Below are 20,428 nucleotides of genomic sequence, written 5' to 3' on the forward strand. Positions count from 1 at the left end.
AAGCGCCCCGGGTTGCCGGAATGCCTGCTGTCCCCTTGGTGATTCCCGGACCTAGCGGATGCCAGGAACCTGGAAGTTGAAAACGCCGGTATCGAACTGGTTGTATGCCTCGTAATCCACGAGTTCGTAGAGGCGCGCACGCGTGAGCATGTTTTCCACTTGTGCCTCTTGGGTCCCCGCAGCCTTAATCGATTCCAGCGTACGCTCTGCAGCGCCCATGGCAATGCGGAGGAGGGTGACGGGGTAGATGACCATGTTTACCCCGACGCCTTGGAGCTGGTCCACGGTGAAGAGGTCGGACTTTCCGAATTCCGTCATGTTGGCCAGGATGGGCACGTCCACAGCGTCGCGGATGGCCTGGAACTCGCTCAGATCAGCCATGGCTTCGGGGAAGATCGCGTCGGCGCCGGCGTCGACCAAAGCGCGGGCACGGTCTTGTGCTGCTTGGATTCCTTCGACGGCGCGGATGTCGGTGCGGGCCATGATGAGGAAGTTCGGGTCTCGGCGGGCATCTGCCGCGGCGCGGATGCGTTTGGTGGCGGTGTCGATGTCCACGACGTTTTTGCCGTCGAGGTGGCCGCAGCGTTTGGGGTTGAACTGGTCCTCGATGTGGCAGCCGGCCAGGCCGGCGTTTTCGAGTTCCTGGATGGTGCGGGCCACGTTCATGGGTTCACCGAAGCCGGTGTCCGCGTCCACGAGGGAGGGCAGGTCGGTCATGCGGGCGATCTGCCCGGCGCGGGTGGCGACTTCGGTGAGGGTGGTCAGGCCGATGTCGGGCAGGCCGAGGTCGTTGGCCAGGACCGCGCCGGAGATGTAGACCCCGGCGAAGCCCTTTTCCTCGATCAGTCGTGCCGAGAGCGGGTTGAACGCCCCCGGGAACTGCTGCACGGTGCCGGAGTTCAGCAGCTCGCGGAGCTTGAGTCTTTTCTGTTCGGGGGTGGTGGTGGAGTACAGCATCTAGAACAGTCCCTTCGGCGCTGCGTTGAGGTTGATCACGCCGGGCGCTGCGGTGATGTTGAGCTGGTCCAGTCCGCCTTCGCCGAGTTCGGTGACGCGTTCGACGGCGGTGAGGAACCGTTCGATCTCGGCTTCCTCCACGAGTCCGGCCGCGAGGGTGCGGAACTTGTTGATGTATTGCTCGCGGGCGAACGGCCGGGCACCGAGCGGGTGCGCGTCGGCGACGGCGATTTCGTCGGTGATCACTGTTCCGTCCGTGAGGGTGATTTCCACAGAACCGCCGAAGGCTTTCTCGGCGATGTCCAGGGAGTGGTACCGGCGGGTCCATTCCGGGTCCTCCACGGTGGTGACCTTCTGCCAGAGGTCCACGGTGTCCGGTCGGGCGGCACGTTCTGAGGCGTAAGAGTCCACGTGGTGCCAGGTACCGTCCTGCAATGCGACGGTGAAGATGTACGGGATGGAATGGTCCAGGGTTTCCCGCGACGCGGTGGGGGAGTACTTCTGGGGATCGTTCGCACCGGAACCGATCACGTAGTGGGTGTGGTGGCTGGTCTTGATCAGCACCGAGGCCACGTTCGCCGGGTCGGTGGTTTCGGGGTGTTCCTTGTGGAGCTTGCGGGCGAGGTCGATCCAGGCCTGGGCCTGGTACTCGGCGGAGTGTTCCTTGGTGTAGGTGTCCAGGATGGCGCGCTTGGCTTCCCCGGGCAGCGGCAGCGGGACCTCGTAGGAGGCGTCGGGGCCGTCGAGCATCCAGGCGATCACGCCGTCTTCGCCTTCGTAGATCGGCACCGGGGAGGTTTGTCCACGCATGGCCCGGTCCGCTGCTTCGACGGCCATCTTCCCGGCAAAAGCGGGGGCGTGGGCCTTCCAGGTGGAGATTTCGCCCTTGCGGGACTGCCGGGTGGCGGTGGTGGTGTGCAGGGCCTGGCCGACGGACTGGAAGATCGTCTCCACGTCCAGGCCCAGCAGGGTGCCGATACCGGCCGCGGCGGACGGGCCGAGGTGGGCGACGTGGTCGATCTTGTGCTTGTGCAGGCAGATGGCCTTGACCAGGTTCACCTGGATCTCGTAGCCGGTAGCGATGGCCCGGACCAGATCCTTGCCGTTGGAGCCCACGTGCTGGGCGACGGCGAGGATCGGCGGGATGTTATCCCCGGGGTGGGAGTAATCAGCGGCCAGGAAAGTGTCGTGGTAATCCAGCTCACGCACCGCCACACCGTTCGCCCACGCAGCCCACTCCGGGGACACCCGCTCCGTGATACCGAACACGGCAGAACCCTTGCCGTTCGCGGACGGCCCATGCGTCAATGCCTGGGCACGTGCTGCGACGATCGGTGCCCGGTTCAACGACGCGATGGCCACCGAGGCGTTATCGATGATCCGGTTGATCACCATATCCGTCACCTCGGGGGTGACCTCTACGGGGTCGGCGGCGACCACAGCGATCTTGTGGGCCAACTGCTCCTCACGGGGCAGGTTCTCTTCGGACTTGTAAACACGGACGTGGTTGTTCTTGACCATGGTGCTCCTTCTAATGAGGGTTTCTAGCGGGCCACGTGAGCGGCCTTGACGTGGGTAAGGCTTCGGTGCAGATGAAGTGTGGTGGCGGCTTCGGCCAGCCGCGGGTTGCCTGCGGCGATCGCTTCAGCGATGGCGGCATGCTCGGCAGCCGCGGCGTGAAGCCTGGCGGCGTCATCGGCGGCCAGCCGGCGCACCCGGACCAGGTGGACGCGAAGGCTCCGCATGGCATTGGCCAGGTAGGAGTTGGAGATCGCCGCGTCGATAGCCTCATCCAGACGGCCAACCAACGCGTAATACTCGTGACGTGCAGGATCCTTCTCGCTGAGCAGATCCGGCGCCCTCAGGAGTTGGGCCTGCAGTTCGGCAAAAACGCCCGGCTCTCCTCGCTGGGCAGCCAGAGCTGCTGCCCTGACCTCCAGCGTTTCGCGCAGCTCGAACAATTCATCGATGCTGTCCAGGGAAATATCGGTAACGACGACGCCGCGCCCACCTGCCGCCGTCGTCAGTCCTTCTGCGGTGAGCCGGCCCAACGCCTCCCGGACCGGCGTCCGGGAGACACCCAGCCGTTCGGACTGTTCTACTTCGGCCAGAACCGTTCCCGGCCGCAGGCGCCACTCAATGATGTCTTCACGGAGAGCCGCGTAGGCCCGATCACTGGCGCGCATGACTTTAGTGTATACATAAACCCGGCAATTTACAGCAATAGGGACTCAACTGTCTGTTTATGTATACATTGCTAGCGATTGGCAACGTAGTAAACGTTGAACGGATCTTCCTCGAGTTCCTTGACTTCCACGCTGCTGAAGCCAGCTTCACGGATCATCGCCGCTGCCAGTTCCTTGCCCCACACGGTTCCCAAGCCTTCCCCGCCCTGCCCCAGGGAGACGGCCATGCAATGGAAAGTGGAGATGGTGTAGAGGAAGGAGGCCCACGGCAGGTCGGCGTTCTTTTCCAGGTTGCTGGAGGCGTTGATGTCCACCATGAGGAAGGTTCCTCCGGGCTTCAGTGCCTTGTAGATGTTTCGCAAGACCTGGGCAGGATGGGCTTGGTCGTGGATGGCGTCAAAGGCTGTTACGAGGTGGTACTGGCCTTCTGCCTCAAGCCGGGTTACGTCCCTGAGCGTGAACTGGACGTTTGGAAGCTTCGATGCTGCCGCTTCGGCCCGCGCCACAGTCAGCGCCTCGTCAGAGAAGTCGTATCCCGTGAAAGTGCTGTGGTGAAAAGTGCTGGCCAGTAGGTTTACTGCATGCCCTTCGCCGCAGCCAATATCCGCCACGGCGATTCCTGCCTGCAAGGCACCTTCGCAGCCAGTCAACGGGAGAATCGAGTCCAAAAGCGAGGCGTCATTCACTGCAGCGCTTTCGGAGGCCATGATGTGGTGGAACTGCGGGTAGTCACCGTAGTTTGTTCCACCGCCGTCCCGGAACGCCTTGACGATCTTGGGAGCCACCTCACCCATCAGGGGGAGATACTGCAGTGTACGGGCCAGGTTTTCCGTTCCGGTCCCGCAGAGAACCGGAACAAATTCAGGACGAAGGTAGTACGTTGAATCGCTGGGTTCGAAGTGCACGAACCCTGCGGTCGTCATCCCTCCCAACCATTCGCGGACGTAACGCTCATGTGCTCCTGCAGCGTCCGCTATAAGTTGGCTTGTCGCAGGGGGCAGCGAGGCAAGGGTCTCAAACAGGCCGGTTTGATGGCCCACGGCAATGAGCAGTCCGATGGATGAGCTGTTCAGGATGTCAATCAGCCTGCCGGTGGCTTCCTGCCTCGCTTCTTCAAGTGACATTCCGGGCATCGTCGCCGTTTCATACTTCCCGGGCTGGGTGGTCTCCATGGTATTTCCTTGGTTTTCAGGGGGCCGGCGGCTCCGGCCTGTTGTCCCAATCCCCACGGTAGATTCGTGTCCCTACGAGCTTCTTCGGGCATTTTCTGCATTTTTTCGGCGGGCGTGGGTCGAACCATGCAGGACCCGAGCGAACGCCAGCTTACGCTCCAGGCCGCTCGGAGATCCCGTGCTGGTGCGCCCAAGCGGCGGCGGCCGTCCTGGAAGTTACGCCGATCTTGGTGAAGATGTTGGCCAAATGACGTCCGGCTGTTTTTTCTGAAATAGTCAGCGACTTGGCAATTTGCCGGTTGCTGGAACCAGCCAGGACGCAGCCCAGTACTTCCACTTCCCGGGACGTCAGGCCGCCGGGCTCTTGGGCAGGCCGGGTCCAGGAAATGTGCTTGGCGCCGAGCTGGTTCCGGATGGCGGCCGCGGTGGCGCGCTCGGCCTCTGCGCGGCCGGTTTCACCCAGGGCACCCCGGACAGTTGCCAGGCGTTCGTGGATCCGTGCCAGTTCGTAGCGCATGTGTTGGGAGCGGTAGGTCTGTGCTGCGGATTCCAGCTCATTGATCGCCTCAGGCCAACGCCGCTCCTCCATCAGCACGGCACCACGCGCATGGTGCGCCCAGGCCAGGAAACCGGGGGTCCCGTAGAAAGAAGCGGTCTGTTCGAGCTCCAGGCAATGGGTGGCAGCCGCGCCGGGATCCCGGGGAGCCAGCAGTTCCACCAGGGGCAATAGAAGGCTGGCCCTCCCCAGTGTTCCGCGGTCCGCCAAGGCAGCCCGAAGCGCCTCTATGGCGGCGTCTGTCTTTCCGGCATCGGCAAGTAGCAGGGCACGGCCTGGTTGCGCATCCAGCCCCAGCCCGCGGGCCAGGGCAAAGGCGGACTCTGCGCCGGCCACGTCGCCCCGGCGCCGACGGATCTCACCCAGTTCACAGTAGCCGTCGGCAGCGATCCAGCCGTGAGCGTTGCGGAGGCGTTCGGCTTCGTGGGGCATCTCAGCCTCAACCTGTCCCCAATTGCCCTCAGTGCCGAGCAATTGAAGTTCGTGAACGCGCGATATCCCGCTGTACATGAAGGATTGGGAAAGTCCGGCGCACCACGTGGCCAGCGCGTCAGTCCACGCGCGCATCCGGGCAAAGTCAGCCATCTCGTAGCAGAGGTGGATGATGGAGCAGTAAATGTCTCCGCCCCACTCTGCCGGAACCTGCCCCGCCATCACAGGCAGCATGGCCTCGTCCAAGTCCTGGAATCCTCGCGCGGACTGTCCTGTCCGAACCGCCGCCAAGCCGGACAACATGTACCCAAAGCTGGCCAATTCGGGTGAATCGTGCCTCCGGGTCATCTCCTTGAGGGAAACCGAGGCGGCGAGGGCCGGGACCGGATCGCCTTCCAGGTTCATTGCGTCATTGGCCTCCAGATAGAGCAAGTAGCCGTGTTCGGGCACCTCGGGCATATTCTCCAGCAGCCGGCGCGCACGATTGAGCCACGCCGAAGAAACTGCGAGGTTGCCGCGTATGCCCCACTGCATGGACAGCGTCAGTGCCGTCCGGGCCGCGGCCTGCGTCTGGTGTTCGTCATCCAAGCGATGGAAGATCTCCTCTGAGAGGGACATGGAGCGTTGAACGTCTCCCAGCCACCAGACGGAACGGGACAGGATCTCAAGGTCCGGCCAGCTGAGGGGAGCGTCCGCGGCTGCACGTTCCAGACTTCGCCGTGCCACGTCCCATTCCCCACGGGCAAAGGCTTCGCGGGCCTCGGAAAGTTGCTGCAGCTGTTGGGACATGGGCTCTCCACGGGTTCGGCTCCAGCTTACTGCGGGAGCCGTTCCTACGGCAGAAGGCTAGCCCCGGTTCCAGCCGTACTCGTTCTCCGGACGGCCTGGTGTTCCGTACCGCGGCGCCCTGGTAACCGTCCCGGCGTCCGCCAGGTATTCAAGGTACCGGCGGGCCGTGACCCGCGACATTCCCAAGGCATCCATGACTTCACTCGCGGATACCGCTTGTTGCCGGGCGCGGACAAAATCCTTTACCGACTCCAGTGTGGAACCGGACAGACCCTTCGGCAGTGGTAGTTCCGTTGGTGCCCGAAGACTCGCGAAGGCCTGGTCCACATCGTTCTGCGAAGCACCGGCCTTGGAGATGCCGGACACCGAGCCCGCCAATTGGTCACGGAAAGTGCGGTAGCTGTTCAGCTTGTCGGCAAAGGTTGCGTAAGTGAATGGCTTGATCAAATACTGCACGACGCCGATGGAAACGGCGCTGCGCACGATGTTCAGTTCACGGACGGCCGTGATGGCAATAATGTCGGCGAAGACTCCCGCCGAGCGCATGCGTCGGGCAACATCCAGCCCATGGAGGTCCGGCAGGTTCATATCAAGCAGGACCAGGTCCACGGGCGAGCCGGAGGCAGCGAATTCGCCAAGGATGCGCAGTGCAGACTGACCATCCGGAGCCGTTCCCACCAGCGTGAACCCTGGGAGCCTGCCCACGTAAATGGAGTGGGCGTCCGAGGCGATGGGCTCGTCCTCGACCACCAGGACGCGGATGTCTGTCATGCCTACTCTTCCTCGGGAATGGGTGCGGGCAGCACAACATGGAACTGGGCGCCGCCTGGATTGCTGATGGTCATAGTACCGTTCAGCCGCTGGACAGCCTGCCGCACCAGGGCAAGGCCAACCCCGCGGCCATGGGCTCCGCGGGGATCGTCTTGGGACGACTTGGTGCTGTACCCGTACTGCAACACGTCATCAATCGATTCAGGATCAATGCCGGGTCCGGAATCCCGAACGGTGAATTCGACAGCAGCAGCACCGGCTTCGACGTCCAGTTCCACCCTTCGGGGCATCTCACCGGACGCCGCTGCATCAATGGCATTGTCCAGGAGGTTTCCCAGAATCGTCACGAGGTCCTGGATTTCCAGACCACGGACACCCGAACTCCCCGATGTCCGAACCACCAGTTCGACTCCGCGCTCATGCGCTTCGGCGGCTTTGCCCATCACCAAAGCACTCATCACCGGTTCATCCACCGACGCAAGCATGTCGTCCGTGAGCTGCTGGCTGAGCTCCAGGTCCTTCGTGGCGAACTCCAGCGCCTGCGGAGTGCGGCCCAACTCAAGAAGGGAAACAATCATGTGGAGGCGATTGGCGTGTTCATGGGTCTGGGCCCGCAACGCATCCGAGAGAGTCTTCATTGTTTCCAGCTCGGTTCCCAAGGACTCAATCTCGGTGCGGTCACGAATGGTGGCCACGGTGCCATAGACCGATGGCTTTTGCCGGCTGCGGGCAGGAACCGGGCCCACGGCAGGGGCCTGGTTTACCACCAGGATCCGTGAACCAGTCAAATGGATTTCATCGTGGGCCGGCCTGCCGGATTCGAAAAGCGCTCGCAGGCTCCCATCGAAGGGGAGATCGGACAGCTTGGGAGCATCATCGGGGGAGCGGTCGGCCTCGGAAGGTTCCAGCCCCAGCAGCTCCGCGGCTTGATCGTTGTACATCACTGCTTTTCCCCGGGTATCGATCAGGATCACGCCTTCCCGGACGGAGTGCAGGACTGATTCGTAGTAGGCGAAGAGCTGCGCGAGCTGTTCCGGACCCCAGCCCCGCGTCACGGATCGCAGGTAACGTCCGAGCAGCCAGGAGGCTATGGAGCCAAAGAACAACACCACCAGCGCGATGCCGCCAATCACTCCCAGCCTTTCGGCGACATCGGTATCCACTGTTCTTACGGTGATGCCTGCAGCCACCAAGGCCTTGACGGTTCCACCGGAGTCCTTCACAGGCACGATGGTCCGGACGGAGGGCCCCAATGTGCCGGCAGTGACTTCAGTAAAAGTCTCACCTCGAAGGGCAGGCTCGATCGTGCCGATATAGGGCTTGCCCAGCTCTTCGGGACGTGGATGGGTCCATCGGGTCCGGTCGGGAGCCATGATGGTGATGAAATCCGCGTCGGCGTCCTTCATGACCTCCAGCGCATAGGGCTGCAATATTGCCGACGGATCAGAAGTTGCCGCCGCCTGCAATACGAGGGGGTTGTTGGCAATGGACGTTGCGATCGCAAGCATCCGGCTGCCCGCATCCTCGTATGCCCTGTCCCGCGCCTCCAGTACCGAGAACGCACCAAAGACAGCCGTCAGCACCAGCACGAACAGCAGGTTTGCCACGAACAAGCGGCGCGCGATGCTCCAGCGATGAAACAAGTAGGCCTCCCATGACCAATATGACCGCAACGGTGATGTGTGTCACCCGTGGCTGAATGATGGATATCACACAAGGGCAGCGGATTGGACACAAGTGCAGGACCGCAGCGCCTTACACAGTATCCAGAAGGAGAATCCCATGACCTCTCAACGAGGAGAGTCGGCAGTAGCCGCCACCGGTGGACGCAGGGGGCTCGACAAGTCGCATTACCTGTACATCGCGGTCATCCTGGCCGTAGTGCTCGGTGCTGTGGTCGGCCTGCTGTTCCCTGAGGTTGGAAAGTCCCTGAAGCCGCTCGGGGACGGCTTTATCAAGCTCATCAAGATGATGATCGCTCCGGTCATCTTCTGCACCATCGTCCTTGGCATCGGTTCCATCGCCAAAGCTGCCACCGTCGGAAAGGTCGGCGGACTCGCACTCGGCTACTTCGTGGCCATGTCGACCTTCGCATTGGCTATCGGCCTCGTTGTCGGCAACCTCATCCACCCGGGTGAAGGCCTGAAGCTGACTCCGTACGATCCCAACAAGAAAGCGGCCACGGACAGCACCGTGGACTTCCTTATGGGTATCATCCCCAGCGACATTCCCGTCCTGCCCACGCTCCTGGCAGCCATCCTGGTGGGCTTCGCGCTCCAGAAGATGGGTAAGCAGGGCACCCCGATCCTCACCGCAATCGGCCACGGACAGCGCCTTGTCTTCCGGATCCTCATCATGATCATGTGGCTGGCTCCAGTCGGCGCTTTTGGTGCGATCGCCGCCGTCGTTGGTGCCACTGGCGCCCAGGCAATCCTCAGCATGTTCACACTGATGCTGGCGTTCTACATCACCTGCGCCGTGTTCATCGTGGTCATCCTTGGCTCCCTGCTCCGTGCGGTGGCCGGCGTCAACATCTTCAAGCTGATGAAGTACCTGGCCCGGGAATACCTCCTCATCTTCTCCACGTCCTCCTCCGAGGCAGCCCTGCCCCGCCTCATCGCCAAGATGGAACACCTGGGTGTCTCCAAGCCGGTTGTCGGCGTGACAGTACCCACCGGCTACTCCTTCAACCTTGACGGCACGGCCATCTACCTCACCATGGCCTCCTTGTTCGTCGCCAACGCCATGGGTACGCCGCTGGACCTGGGTGCCCAGATCTCGCTGCTGGTGTTCATGATCATCGCTTCCAAGGGCGCCGCAGGCGTCACCGGAGCCGGCCTTGCAACGCTTGCCGCTGGCCTGCAGGCACACAAGCCCGAGCTCCTGGGCGGCGTGGGCATGATCGTTGGCATCGACCGTTTCATGTCAGAAGCCCGTGCACTGACGAACTTCACCGGCAACGCCGTTGCCACCGTTCTGATCGGCACTTGGGTCAAGGAAATCGACAACGACCAGGTGGAGCGAGTCCTCTCCGGCAGTGAACCGTTCGACGAGACGACCATGATCGCCCACGGCGCAGAGGCTGAGGTGGCTCCGGAACCTGAAACCCGCCACAAGGCAGCCATCTAGCAGGATCGGCTTCACGCGATACAAAGCAACAAGGACCGGCACCCATGCAGGGTGTCGGTCCTTTGCCGTTCGCCGAGCAAGCCAAAGAAACAAGGCCCAAGCTCCTAACCTTCGACCTCAACTAGAGGGTAAAGGCTCAAAGATCAGCGAAAGTCAAGTTCCCCGAAATGCCGTGTCGGGGGCTGTAGCCTAGGTGGGTAGCAGCGCTGTACCCAGGGGAACAGCGGCAGGGAAGATCGTCGTCGAAAGAGTGGTTAGATACGTGAGCAGCGAACGGGGAACAGCTACGCTGGGAGACACCGAGCTCGATCTGGAAGACGCCATCATGGGGCCCACTGGCCGTCCTCACCGCGACTTTCCGGAACCCGCTCCGCTTGCCTCCCACGGCCCTGCAAGGGTCATTGCCATGGTTAACCAGAAGGGCGGCGTGGGCAAAACCACGTCCACCATCAACCTTGCGGCGGCGCTCGCGGAATACGGCCGGCGTGTGCTCCTGGTGGACTTTGACCCACAGGGTGCCCTATCTGCCGGGCTCGGCGCCAATCCGCACGAACTCGACCTCACCGTCTACAACGTCCTCATGGACCGCAAAGTGGACATCCGCGATGCCATCCAGCAGACCGGAGTGGAAGGCGTGGACCTTCTGCCCGCAAACATCGATCTCTCCGCGGCTGAAGTTCAACTGGTCAACGAAGTGGCGCGCGAGCAAGTCCTGGACCGCGCGCTCAAGAGGGTTGAAGATGACTACGACGTCGTGCTGATCGACTGCCAGCCATCGCTGGGCCTGCTGACGGTCAACGCGCTGACAGCCGCCCACGGCGTCATCATTCCGTTGATCTGCGAGTTCTTCGCACTTCGCGCAGTAGCGCTCCTCGTGGAAACCATCGAGAAAGTGCAGGACCGTTTGAATCCGCGCTTGCAGGTGGACGGGGTCCTCGCCACCATGTACGACGCCCGCACCCTGCACAGCCGCGAAGTTATCTCGCGCCTCGTGGAGGCGTTCGGCGACAAAGTTTTCGAGACCGTCATCAAGCGTTCCATCAAGTTCGCGGACGCAACCGTCGCCGCTGAGCCTATTACGAGCTATGCCGGCAACCACATCGGTGCAGACGCCTACCGCCGCCTCGCAAAGGAACTTATCTCGCGCGGCGGCGCGCCGTAGCGAACACGTGGGACGGTCACTCGCCGAGGCGGAAAGTCCGGAAAAAACACCCGACGCCGGCACTTCCGACGCCCGTAAGGCGGGATTTGAGGTTCGGCTCGCAAACTTCACGGGGCCGTTCGACCTCCTGCTGGGCCTGATATCCAAGCACAAGCTGGACATCACCGAGGTGGCGCTGGCCACGGTCACCGATGAGTTCATCAAGTACATCCGCCGCCTCCAGGAACTGGGGGAAGACTGGGCGTTGGACGAGGCGAGCGAATTCCTGGTGATTGCCGCCACGCTCCTGGACCTGAAAGCTGCCCGGCTCCTTCCCGCTGGCGAAGTAGAGGATGAGGAAGATATTGCGCTCCTGGAAGCCCGGGATCTGCTGTTCGCCCGCTTGCTCCAGTACAAGGCGTTCAAGCAGGTAGCAGGTCTCATCAGTGAAACGCTCGAACAAGAAGACCGGAGATACCCGCGCCAGGTGGCGCTGGAAGGCCATTTCGCGGCGCTGCTGCCGGAACTCGTGTGGCGGCACACCCCCCAACAATTTGCGGAGCTTGCCGCCAAGGCGCTGAAACCGAAAGACGCGGCGCCTGCAGAGGTGGGATTGGACCACCTCCACGCGCCACCGGTCAGCGTCAAGGAGCAGGCAGAGATCATCGGATACCGGCTTCAACGTGGAGCCCCGCTTTCCTTCCGCGCGTTGATAGCGGACGCCGAGACAACCCTCGTTGTCGTGGCCCGGTTCCTGGCCTTGCTGGAGATGTTCCGGGACAGGGTTGTGGCCTTCGAACAGGCAGGTCCCTTGGCCGAGCTGACCGTTAGGTGGAGCGGAGACGTCGCCGAATGGGACAGTTCGAACCTGAGCGAAGAGTACGAGGAAACGAGCGAAGGGACAGCGAGTGACTGAGCAGGACATGGCCGAAGCCGGCCTTGCTGAGCTTGAAACTTTGCCCGGCGGGGCACGGGCAGCGTTGGAAGCTGTGCTCATGGTCATCGACGAGCCGGCCACCTCGGAGGAGTTGGCTGCGGGCTTGAACGTAACGGTCGCCGTCGTCGAGGATTTGCTGCAGGACCTGCAGCGGGAGTATAGCGGCTATACTGTTAAAGCCCCGGACGTGGATGCTGTCGGCTTTGCCGTTGCCAGCTCTGCCCCCCGGGGTTTTGAATTGCGGAACGTCGCTGGTGGGTGGCGGATCTATTCACGGTCTGATTTTGCGGACATCGTGGGCAGGTTCGTCCTCGAGGGGCAGACCACCAGGCTCACTCAGGCAGCGCTTGAAACCTTGGCGGTCATTGCCTACAGGCAACCGGTCTCCAGGGCCCGGGTTTCTGCAATTCGAGGCGTCAACGTCGATTCTGTGGTCCGGACCCTAACCCAGCGTGGTCTGATCGAAGACTCCGGGAACGATCCCGAATCAGGGGCTGTGCTGTACAGGACAACCTCATACTTCCTGGAACGGATGGGAATCGGCTCGGTGGCAGAACTGCCCCAGCTCTCGCCGCACCTTCCGGGTTTGGAAGGGATCGACGAGTACTACGACGCCAGCCGGATGTAAGCCGGCAACGCACGAGAACTACATACTGATTCACGGCACCGCTGCACGGTGCCACGGCAACAAGGGGCAGACGATGTCTGCCCGGCTGGCTAGTGTTGATTGCAGCACCGAATGCCGGCTATTACTAACAAGGACGGGTCATGACACAGGCGGGACGCCAGGGTTCACCACGTAACGGTTCGGGACGCAACAGTTCTGGACGCAATGAGGCAAGGGGCGGCACAGGCCGCTCCAACGCCGGCGGCTTCTCCGGCCGCGGCGGAAGCGCCGGCGCTGGAAAGCGCAACTTCAACCAGGGCGAAGGCCGTCCCTTCAAGGCTGCCAAGCCTCGGGAAGCGGCTCCCTTCGATCCGGACAACCCCACAACTGCTGGCAGCTACGACGCTCGTCAGGCCTCCAAGCCTGCCAAGCCCTTCCGTAAGCCAGGCTCCAACAAGCCCGGCTTCGGCAAGGCTCCTGGAACGCCTGGTGCGTTGAAGCCCAAGGCGAAGCCCGCCAAGCAATACGGCTCCAAGGCCTTTGGCAGCGAACGCTTCGGCCAGAACCTGGGCCCCATCCGCAAGCCCGCCCGCAACCGCGGTCCACGCCAGGAAGTCCCGCAGTCGGACCTCCATGATGTCGACGGCGTGCGCCTGCAGAAAGTCATGGCGCAGGCCGGCGTGGCTTCACGTCGCGTGTGTGAAGAAATGATCCTCGAAGGCCGCGTCGAGGTCGATGGCCAGGTCACCACCGAGCTTGGCATGCGTGTCGACCCCAAAACCGCCGTGATCCACGTTGACGGTATCCGCATCCAGCTCGACGAAACCCTCGTCTACATGGTCTTCAACAAGCCCAAGGGCGTTGTTTCCACCATGGAAGACCCCGAGGGCCGGCCGTGCATCAGCGACTTCCTGAAGAACGCCAAGGGTGAACGGCTCTTCCACGTCGGGCGTTTGGATGTCGCCACTGAAGGCCTGCTGTTGTTGACCAACGACGGCGAACTCGCCAACCGCCTGACCCACCCTTCGTATGAGGTGCCCAAGACGTACCTGGTTCAGGTGCGCGGCCCCTTCCCGCAGGGCGTCGGCGCGCAGCTGAAGTCCGGCGTCGAGCTTGAAGACGGTTTGGCAACTGTGGATTCCTTCCGGCTTGTTGACTCCACCCCTGGCCACGTCCTCATTGAGGTTGTCCTGCACTCGGGCAAGAACCGCATCGTTCGCCGTATGTTCGATGCTGTTGGTTTCCCGGTGGAGCGTCTTGTCCGTGTCAAGATCGGTCCCATTGGCCTGGGAGACCAGCGCCAAGGAAGCATCCGCAACCTCGGTAGGCAGGAAGTCGGTCACCTACTGGCATCTGTGGGGCTCTAAGGCATGTCGGCATTCCGCTCGCACGGCCGGGGCCATCTCGATGGCCCGGTCGTCGTTCTCGGTACAGGCCTGCTTGGAGCCAGCATTGGCCTTGGCCTGCGCGGACGTGGCGTTCCCGTTTTCCTTTTCGACCCCTCGCCGACTAACCAGGCGGTCGCGGTGGACATTGGTGCTGGCCGGCCGTTGGCTGAGCTTGACGAGCAACCTCAGTTGGTTGTTGTCGCTGCACCGCCTGACGTGACGGCAGACGTCGTGGAGAAGGCCCTGGCAGACTACCCGTCCGCCGTCGTCGTTGACATTGCCAGCGTCAAGGCCACGATCCAGTCCCAATTGCGGGAGCGCGGCGTGGATCTGGCCAGGTACGTGGGGACCCATCCGATGGCGGGCCGGGAAAAGTCGGGGCCGGTTGCAGCCAGGGGCGAGCTTTTCACGTCCATGCCGTGGGTGGTTTGCCCAACGGAGGAAACCGACACCGACGCACTGCAAACGGCACGTTCGCTGGCAGGGGACCTGGGGGCCATCGTTTCCCAGTTCACCGCTGATGAGCACGATGAAGCGGTGGCTTTGGTATCGCATCTGCCCCAAATCATGTCTTCGCTTCTGGCGAGCCGCTTGCAGGGGACACCCCTGCATGCCCTGTCCTTGGCGGGAAACGGGTTGCGGGACACCACCCGCATCGCCGCCAGTGATCCCACCCTGTGGGTGCAGATACTGGGTGGCAACGCGGAAAAGGTTGTTTCCATCCTGCACGGCGTTCGTGAGGACCTGAATCGCTTGATCGGGACTTTGGAAGCGCCAGGTGCACCCGGAGCGCGTTTGGATCTCGCCCAGCTCATCAGTGAAGGCAACGCGGGGCAGGCCCGGATTCCGGGCAAGCACGGTGGGCCTCCACAAGCGTATTCCTGGCTTACGATCCTCGTGGATGACAAGCCCGGCCAGATCGCGCAGCTCCTGACCGAAATTGGCGAGATCGGCGTGAACGTCGAAGACCTCCGGCTCGATCATTCATCGGGCCAGAACGTGGGCATGGTGGAGCTCTCAGTCCTGCCGAGCAAGCACGACCTCCTTGTTGAAGCCTTGACCGACCGTGGATGGCGGGTACTCCAGTAATGACGCGTGAATTCTTTGGGCCGGAGACAGTCGCACGCCCCGGCAAGCCGCTCGTGATCGCGATCGACGGACCCTCGGGGTCGGGCAAGTCCAGCGTCAGCAAGGAAGTTGCCCGGCGCTTGAAGCTGGCGTACCTGGATACCGGTGCGATGTACCGCGCACTCACGTGGTACTGCCTCAAAACAGGACTCGACCTCCAGGACGGCGCTGCGGTGGAGCAGGCTTCCAAGGTCATGCCCCTGGAAATCAGCACCAGCACCGCTACCGAATATGTGGCCGTAGACGGCACGGACATTACCGATGAAATCCGTGATCCTTTGATTTCGTCCTCCGTGAGCGCAGTCGCTACTACGCTGGGTGCCCGCACGGAGTTGATCCGCCGCCAGCGACAGCTCATCGACCAGCACCATCACCGGATGGTGGTGGAGGGGCGCGATATCACCACTGTGGTTGCCCCGAACGCCGAGGTCCGCATGCTCCTGACCGCAAGCGAAGAGGCCAGGCTCCGGCGTCGTGGTATCCAGTTGGGCGGGACGCAAAGCAAGGAACAGCTTGCCGCCCAGGTGACCCAGCGCGATGCCAAGGACTCCACGGTGGTGAACTTCACCCAAGCGGCTGACGGCGTTGTGACGCTCGATTCCTCGGACCTGGACTTTGAGGAAACAGTGGAAACGGCCCTGGCGATCGTTAGCAAGGTCATCTATGGCGACTAATAAGCAGTTTCCTGCGCTCGGCCTTCCAGCCAAGTGGACACGCATATGGAGCCGTCCCGTTGGCTGGATCCTGGATCACGTCATTTATCGGACGGTCGTGTCGGGCAAGAGCAACATACCCGCCGCCGGTCCAGTGATCTTTGCGGGCAACCACATCAGCTTCTTGGACGGTCCCGTGATGTTTGGCGCTTCGCCGCGTCCCATGCACATCCTGGTCAAGAAAGAGATGTTCCGTGGATTCCTGGGGCGCGTCCTCAAGGGATCAGGGCAGATTCCCGTGGACCGAAGCGGTGACCGCAGCGCACTGCACGTGGGCAAGCAGTTGCTCGACGCCGGCCGTTGCGTTGGGATCCTGCCCGAAGGCACCCGGGGGAGCGGCTCCGCTGACAGCATCAGCAATGGTGTCGCCTGGCTCGCCATCAACTCCGGGGCCACCGTCATACCAGTCGCGATCCTCGGAACCCGCAAGGGCGACGAGCACCGGGACCATATCCCGAAGCCCCGCCGCAGGCTGTATGTCAGCTTCGGCGAACCCCTCACGGTGCAGCGCCGGAAGGGCGAACCGGGGCGTGTTTCAATGGACAGGGCGGCTGCGGCAATCCGCGATGCACTGGCCGGACACGTCCAGGATGCAGTCAGGACCACAGGGCAGGGCCTTCCCCGGGAACCTCCGTCCGGACCATCCGCACCGCAGCAACGCCAAACAGAAGTAGCCGGGACGCCGGCAGACCACCATTAAGGAACGTGCAATGAGCGATACGACTCAAAAATCCGGCCTCCACGGAGCCGGCGACGACGAATACACGCCCACCGGCACCGACCAGGTGGCTGAGAACCTGGCTGCCCTGGACGATGAAGAGGCCGAACTCCGTGCGGCCACCCTCCGGGCGGGCCTGGATGATTACGACCTCGACGAAGACGACGCTGCCCTGCTTAGCGGCGATTACGACGACGAAGGCGACGAAGGTCCCCTCAAGCTGGATCCTGTGCTTGCCATCATTGGCCGTCCCAACGTGGGCAAGTCCACCTTGGTCAACCGCATCCTGGGCCGCCGTGAAGCTGTCGTTGAGGACACCCCGGGTGTTACGCGCGACCGCGTTATGTACTCCGCACGTTGGAACGGCCGCAACTTCACGTTGGTAGACACCGGCGGATGGGAACACGATGCCAAGGGCATCCACGCCCGTGTTGCCGAGCAGGCCGAGATGGCCGTTGAGCTTGCCGACGCTGTTCTCTTCGTCGTGGACTCCGCCGTTGGTGCGACTGCAACGGATGAAGGCGTCATGAAGATGCTGCGCAAGAGCAAGAAGCCGGTCATCATGGTGGCCAACAAGGTGGATGACTTCGCACAGGAAGCTGACTCCGCAGCATTGTGGGGCCTTGGTTTCGGCCAGCCTTATCCGGTGTCCGCCCTCCACGGCCGCGGCGTAGCCGACCTCCTGGATCACGTTATGGACACCCTGCCCGAGTTTTCCCTGGTGGAGGGCGTGGAGCGTTCCGGTGGACCGCGCCGCATCGCCCTGATCGGCCGTCCAAACGTCGGAAAGTCCTCGCTGCTGAACAAGTTGGCAGGTTCCGAGCGCGTGGTGGTTGATCCGCTGGCCGGCACAACGCGGGACCCCGTAGACGAGTTCATTGAACTTGGCGGCCGCACGTGGCGCTTCGTGGATACCGCAGGTATCCGCCGCCGCCAGCACATGGCACAGGGCGCCGATTTCTACGCGTCACTGCGTACGCAGGCCGCGCTCGAAAAGGCGGAGGTCGCCGTCGTGCTCCTCGCCGTGGACGAGGTCCTCAGCGAACAGGATGTCCGCATTCTGCAGTTGGCTATTGAATCCGGCCGTGCCCTGGTGCTCGCGTTCAACAAATGGGACCTGCTGGACGACGAACGCCGCCGCTACCTCGAGCGTGAAATTGAGCAGGACCTGGCCCACGTTGAGTGGGCTCCGCGAGTGAACATTTCCGCGAAGACCGGTTGGCACAAGGACCGCCTGGTTCCTGCCTTGGATACTGCGCTGGAAAGCTGGGACCGCCGTATCCCCACTGGCCGCCTGAATGCCTTCCTCGGTGAACTGGTAGCTGCTCACCCGCACCCGGTTCGCGGTGGCAAGCAACCGCGTATCCTCTTCGGCACCCAGGCTTCCAGCCGCCCGCCGAAATTCGTGCTGTTCACCACTGGCTTCCTGGATCCCGGATACCGCCGGTTCATCACCCGCCGCTTGCGCGAAACGTTCGGCTTCGAAGGCACGCCCATCGAGGTCAACATGCGCGTTCGTGAGAAGCGCGGCAAGAAGCGCTAAATGAGACGGGCATCACAGCCGACTTTGGCTCTGATGGCATTGGCACCCTCCAACTTCGTGTAAGCTTTTGGAGGTGGTTCGGCCGGACTGCTTAGGTGGGACTCTTCGGAGGAAAACCTGGGCGGAGAACGGTGGAACCAGCGGGCTGTAGCGCAGCTTGGTAGCGCACTTGACTGGGGGTCAAGGGGTCGCAGGTTCAAATCCTGTCAGCCCGACCAATAAGGCCGGAATCACGCGGAAACGCGGGGTTCCGGCCTTTGGTCGTTAACGAGCGAGTGGCCCCGGCTCAGGGCTATCGGCAACAAAGTGTGCTCTTGTTCGCTGAACTCGACGTTGTACGGCGAGTTCAGCGAACAAGACCGGGTTTTGCGCCTGCCTAGGCCTTCTGCAGCGCTCCCAGTGCGCGCACCAGGGGTTCGAGTTCCGGAACTTGCTCGGCGGCTTCCAGGGCCGACGCCAGGGTCTCATCGTGCACAGGCTTTGCCGCCTCAAGCAGCTTTTGGCCGGCGACCGTTAGCTCGGTGTAGATCCCGCGACGATCATCCGCGCAGAGGATCCGCGTCAGTAGCCCCCGGTCCTCCAGGCGGTTGACCAGGCGGGTGGTTGCGCTGCTGGAAAGAGCCGTGGCGCGGGCAAGCTGCTGCATGCGCATGTGCCACCCGTCCTGGCGGCTCAGGGCGTCAAGAACCGTGTATTCCACCACCGAGAGCTCGGTGGAAGCCTGGAGGGCCTTCTCGAGTTCTGCTTCGATGCTTCCGTGCAGGGCAGCGAGGGTGCGCCAACCCTGTGCCCGTACTTCTACGGCGTCATCCTTGATGCCCATGCCTGTTGTGCTCCTGCCTTGGTTTGCGTGTCAATGCAGGCGACCGAAAGTAGTTGCTTGCGCAATTATCTAGCGTGTGCAACTATATATACAGCGTCTGCAACTATTATTCTACGGGTTCCCCGAGGCGCACATCCACTTTGCTTTTGGGAGCCACCCATTTAAGGAGTTCCATATGCCCGCAGGGTTGATCGCCCTCGCCCTTGGCGGATTTGGCATCGGATTAACCGAATTCGTCATCATGGGCCTTCTGCCGGAAGTAGCGGCAGATTTCCAGGTGAGCGAGGCCTCGGCAGGCTGGTTCATTTCCGGCTATGCGCTGAGCGTTACGGTTGGTGCCCTCCTGGTGACTGCCGCCGTTACCAGGCTTCCGCGCAAGCCCGTCCTTGTTGGACTGCTTGTTCTGTTCATCCTCGGCAACTTCCTCTCCGCCATCGCCGACTCGTACACGGCGATGCTTGTGGGCCGCATCATTGCGGCGTTGTGTCACGGTGCGTTCTTCGGAATCGGCTCGGTGGTGGCAGCCAGCCTGGTTCCCGCACGCAAAAAGGCCGGTGCCATTGCCATCATGTTCACTGGACTTACTGCTGCCAACGTCCTTGGCGTTCCTTTCGGTACTCTCCTCGGCCAGAACTTTGGTTGGCGTTCGACGTTCTGGGCCATCACCGGAATAGGAGTGCTTGCACTGCTTGGTATCGCGCTGATGGTGCCCAGGGGGAGTACTGAGCAAACCAAGGGCCTCCGTAGCGAACTGGGTGCCTTCAAATCCGGCCAAGTCTGGCTTTCCATCCTGGTGACGATTTTGGGCTTTGGCGGCATGTTCGGCGCGTTCACGTACATAGCCTTCACGCTTACGGAAGTTTCCGGGTTTGAGCCGGGCGCCGTCCCGTGGTTGCTGGTGCTCTTCGGCGGCGGACTGTTCGTCGGCAACTTCCTTGGTGGGAAGGCGGCCGACAAAAACCTGGACGGATCACTCGTGATTATCCTTGCCGGCTTGGTACTGGTCCTGGGCTTCTTTGCCCTCACCGCGTCCAGCAGCATCGCAACCCTGGTCTCGCTGACCCTCATGGGCGGCTTCGGTTTCGCTACTGTCCCCGGGCTGCAGATGCGCGTGATGCACTTTGCCTCCTCCGCTCCCACGCTGGCATCCGGTGCCAACATTGGCGCGTTCAATCTGGGTAATGCGCTGGGCGCCTGGCTCGGAGGGGTCACCATTTCGGCTGGCCTGGGCTACACCTCGCCCATCTGGGCAGGAGCCGCGATTACTGTGGCCGCGTTGCTGGTCATGCTTGCTGCCGCCGCAGCAGCCAAGCGCAAGGGAATTGCCACAGCAAAGACCACGCCCGACGTCGAACGCGAACTCCAGGGTGCACCCGTCTCCTGACGATGTCCACGGGAAAGTGAAAGCCCGCCGTGGAACGGTTTGAACGTTCCACGG

At 62.4% G+C, this 20,428-nt stretch carries 18 protein-coding genes and 1 tRNA gene; 11 read left to right on the forward strand and 8 right to left on the reverse strand.

Features of this window, described 5'->3' with window-relative positions; genetic code table 11:
- Nucleotides 1-51: 51 nt before the first annotated feature.
- From prpB to KSW38_RS03660, 7 genes are all read right to left on the reverse strand, one after another.
- The gene (prpB, locus tag KSW38_RS03630; RefSeq protein ID WP_216922886.1) at nucleotides 52-957 is read right to left on the reverse strand and encodes a methylisocitrate lyase; all 906 of its coding nucleotides are present in this window, start codon (nucleotides 955-957) and stop codon (nucleotides 52-54) included.
- The gene (locus KSW38_RS03635) at nucleotides 958-2,478 is read right to left on the reverse strand and encodes an MmgE/PrpD family protein (RefSeq protein WP_216922888.1); all 1,521 of its coding nucleotides are present in this window, start codon (nucleotides 2,476-2,478) and stop codon (nucleotides 958-960) included.
- A 23-nt stretch (nucleotides 2,479-2,501) separates the two neighbouring features.
- The gene (locus tag KSW38_RS03640; RefSeq protein ID WP_216922889.1) at nucleotides 2,502-3,143 is read right to left on the reverse strand and encodes a GntR family transcriptional regulator; all 642 of its coding nucleotides are present in this window, start codon (nucleotides 3,141-3,143) and stop codon (nucleotides 2,502-2,504) included.
- Between the two features lie 71 nt (nucleotides 3,144-3,214).
- Nucleotides 3,215-4,315, reverse strand: coding sequence for a class I SAM-dependent methyltransferase (locus KSW38_RS03645; RefSeq protein ID WP_254186070.1), 1,101 nt, complete (start codon nucleotides 4,313-4,315; stop codon nucleotides 3,215-3,217).
- A 151-nt stretch (nucleotides 4,316-4,466) separates the two neighbouring features.
- Nucleotides 4,467-6,092, reverse strand: a complete 1,626-nt coding sequence (locus tag KSW38_RS03650) for a helix-turn-helix domain-containing protein (protein WP_216922892.1) — start codon at nucleotides 6,090-6,092, stop codon at nucleotides 4,467-4,469.
- Nucleotides 6,093-6,149: 57 nt separating this feature from the next.
- On the reverse strand, nucleotides 6,150-6,863 hold the full coding sequence (locus KSW38_RS03655) for a response regulator (RefSeq protein ID WP_216922894.1): 714 nt from the start codon (nucleotides 6,861-6,863) through the stop codon (nucleotides 6,150-6,152).
- A 2-nt stretch (nucleotides 6,864-6,865) separates the two neighbouring features.
- On the reverse strand, nucleotides 6,866-8,506 hold the full coding sequence (locus tag KSW38_RS03660; protein ID WP_216922896.1) for a sensor histidine kinase: 1,641 nt from the start codon (nucleotides 8,504-8,506) through the stop codon (nucleotides 6,866-6,868).
- 139 nt (nucleotides 8,507-8,645) lie between these two features.
- Between KSW38_RS03660 and KSW38_RS03665 the strand changes: the two genes are divergently transcribed.
- From KSW38_RS03665 to KSW38_RS03710, 10 genes are all read left to right on the forward strand, one after another.
- Nucleotides 8,646-9,992 (forward strand): cation:dicarboxylate symporter family transporter, encoded by a 1,347-nt coding sequence (locus KSW38_RS03665; protein ID WP_216922898.1) that lies wholly within the window; start codon nucleotides 8,646-8,648, stop codon nucleotides 9,990-9,992.
- 262 nt (nucleotides 9,993-10,254) lie between these two features.
- The gene (locus tag KSW38_RS03670; RefSeq protein WP_216922900.1) at nucleotides 10,255-11,154 is read left to right on the forward strand and encodes a ParA family protein; all 900 of its coding nucleotides are present in this window, start codon (nucleotides 10,255-10,257) and stop codon (nucleotides 11,152-11,154) included.
- Between the two features lie 7 nt (nucleotides 11,155-11,161).
- On the forward strand, nucleotides 11,162-12,049 hold the full coding sequence (locus tag KSW38_RS03675; protein ID WP_216922902.1) for a segregation and condensation protein A: 888 nt from the start codon (nucleotides 11,162-11,164) through the stop codon (nucleotides 12,047-12,049).
- Between the two features lie 7 nt (nucleotides 12,050-12,056).
- Complete coding sequence (scpB, locus tag KSW38_RS03680) at nucleotides 12,057-12,698, forward strand: SMC-Scp complex subunit ScpB (protein WP_216923794.1); 642 nt, start codon at nucleotides 12,057-12,059, stop codon at nucleotides 12,696-12,698.
- A gap of 140 nt (nucleotides 12,699-12,838) precedes the next feature.
- Nucleotides 12,839-14,044, forward strand: a complete 1,206-nt coding sequence (locus tag KSW38_RS03685; RefSeq protein WP_216922904.1) for a pseudouridine synthase — start codon at nucleotides 12,839-12,841, stop codon at nucleotides 14,042-14,044.
- Nucleotides 14,045-14,047: 3 nt separating this feature from the next.
- Nucleotides 14,048-15,154: a prephenate dehydrogenase gene (locus tag KSW38_RS03690; protein WP_216922905.1), complete on the forward strand. Its 1,107-nt coding sequence runs from the start codon at nucleotides 14,048-14,050 to the stop codon at nucleotides 15,152-15,154.
- Entirely contained in the window at nucleotides 15,154-15,867 is a 714-nt protein-coding gene (gene cmk, locus KSW38_RS03695) for a (d)CMP kinase (protein ID WP_216922906.1), read from the forward strand. Before KSW38_RS03690 ends, cmk begins: the two co-directional genes overlap by 1 nt.
- Nucleotides 15,857-16,606, forward strand: coding sequence for a lysophospholipid acyltransferase family protein (locus tag KSW38_RS03700; RefSeq protein ID WP_216922907.1), 750 nt, complete (start codon nucleotides 15,857-15,859; stop codon nucleotides 16,604-16,606). The genes cmk and KSW38_RS03700 overlap by 11 nt, the downstream gene beginning before the upstream one ends.
- A gap of 10 nt (nucleotides 16,607-16,616) precedes the next feature.
- Entirely contained in the window at nucleotides 16,617-18,167 is a 1,551-nt protein-coding gene (der, locus tag KSW38_RS03705; RefSeq protein WP_216922908.1) for a ribosome biogenesis GTPase Der, read from the forward strand.
- Between the two features lie 141 nt (nucleotides 18,168-18,308).
- Nucleotides 18,309-18,385, forward strand: a tRNA-Pro gene (locus KSW38_RS03710).
- A gap of 158 nt (nucleotides 18,386-18,543) precedes the next feature.
- Here KSW38_RS03710 and KSW38_RS03715 read toward each other — a convergent pair.
- Complete coding sequence (locus KSW38_RS03715) at nucleotides 18,544-18,990, reverse strand: MarR family winged helix-turn-helix transcriptional regulator (RefSeq protein ID WP_216922909.1); 447 nt, start codon at nucleotides 18,988-18,990, stop codon at nucleotides 18,544-18,546.
- A gap of 175 nt (nucleotides 18,991-19,165) precedes the next feature.
- Here KSW38_RS03715 and KSW38_RS03720 point away from each other — a divergent pair, with 175 nt between their 5' ends.
- Nucleotides 19,166-20,374, forward strand: coding sequence for an MFS transporter (locus KSW38_RS03720; RefSeq protein ID WP_216922910.1), 1,209 nt, complete (start codon nucleotides 19,166-19,168; stop codon nucleotides 20,372-20,374).
- The last annotated feature ends 54 nt before the right edge of the window (nucleotides 20,375-20,428 follow it).

Source organism: Paenarthrobacter aromaticivorans, assembly GCF_019038615.1.
GTDB lineage: Bacteria > Actinomycetota > Actinomycetes > Actinomycetales > Micrococcaceae > Arthrobacter > Arthrobacter aromaticivorans.

Excerpts from the sequence above, each read along its gene's own strand:
- scpB (WP_216923794.1), top strand. The coding sequence starts at position 12,057 with ATGGCCGAAGCCGGCCTTGCTGAGCTTGAAACTTTGCCCGGCGGGGCA.
- KSW38_RS03645 (WP_254186070.1), bottom strand. The coding sequence starts at position 4,315 with ATGGAGACCACCCAGCCCGGGAAGTATGAAACGGCGACGATGCCCGGA.
- KSW38_RS03650 (WP_216922892.1), bottom strand. The coding sequence starts at position 6,092 with ATGTCCCAACAGCTGCAGCAACTTTCCGAGGCCCGCGAAGCCTTTGCC.
- KSW38_RS03635 (WP_216922888.1), bottom strand. The coding sequence starts at position 2,478 with ATGGTCAAGAACAACCACGTCCGTGTTTACAAGTCCGAAGAGAACCTG.
- KSW38_RS03715 (WP_216922909.1), bottom strand. The coding sequence starts at position 18,990 with ATGGGCATCAAGGATGACGCCGTAGAAGTACGGGCACAGGGTTGGCGC.
- KSW38_RS03720 (WP_216922910.1), top strand. The coding sequence starts at position 19,166 with ATGCCCGCAGGGTTGATCGCCCTCGCCCTTGGCGGATTTGGCATCGGA.
- der (WP_216922908.1), top strand. The coding sequence starts at position 16,617 with ATGAGCGATACGACTCAAAAATCCGGCCTCCACGGAGCCGGCGACGAC.
- KSW38_RS03655 (WP_216922894.1), bottom strand. The coding sequence starts at position 6,863 with ATGACAGACATCCGCGTCCTGGTGGTCGAGGACGAGCCCATCGCCTCG.
- KSW38_RS03700 (WP_216922907.1), top strand. The coding sequence starts at position 15,857 with ATGGCGACTAATAAGCAGTTTCCTGCGCTCGGCCTTCCAGCCAAGTGG.
- KSW38_RS03690 (WP_216922905.1), top strand. The coding sequence starts at position 14,048 with ATGTCGGCATTCCGCTCGCACGGCCGGGGCCATCTCGATGGCCCGGTC.
- cmk (WP_216922906.1), top strand. The coding sequence starts at position 15,154 with ATGACGCGTGAATTCTTTGGGCCGGAGACAGTCGCACGCCCCGGCAAG.
- KSW38_RS03640 (WP_216922889.1), bottom strand. The coding sequence starts at position 3,143 with ATGCGCGCCAGTGATCGGGCCTACGCGGCTCTCCGTGAAGACATCATT.
- KSW38_RS03685 (WP_216922904.1), top strand. The coding sequence starts at position 12,839 with ATGACACAGGCGGGACGCCAGGGTTCACCACGTAACGGTTCGGGACGC.
- KSW38_RS03665 (WP_216922898.1), top strand. The coding sequence starts at position 8,646 with ATGACCTCTCAACGAGGAGAGTCGGCAGTAGCCGCCACCGGTGGACGC.
- prpB (WP_216922886.1), bottom strand. The coding sequence starts at position 957 with ATGCTGTACTCCACCACCACCCCCGAACAGAAAAGACTCAAGCTCCGC.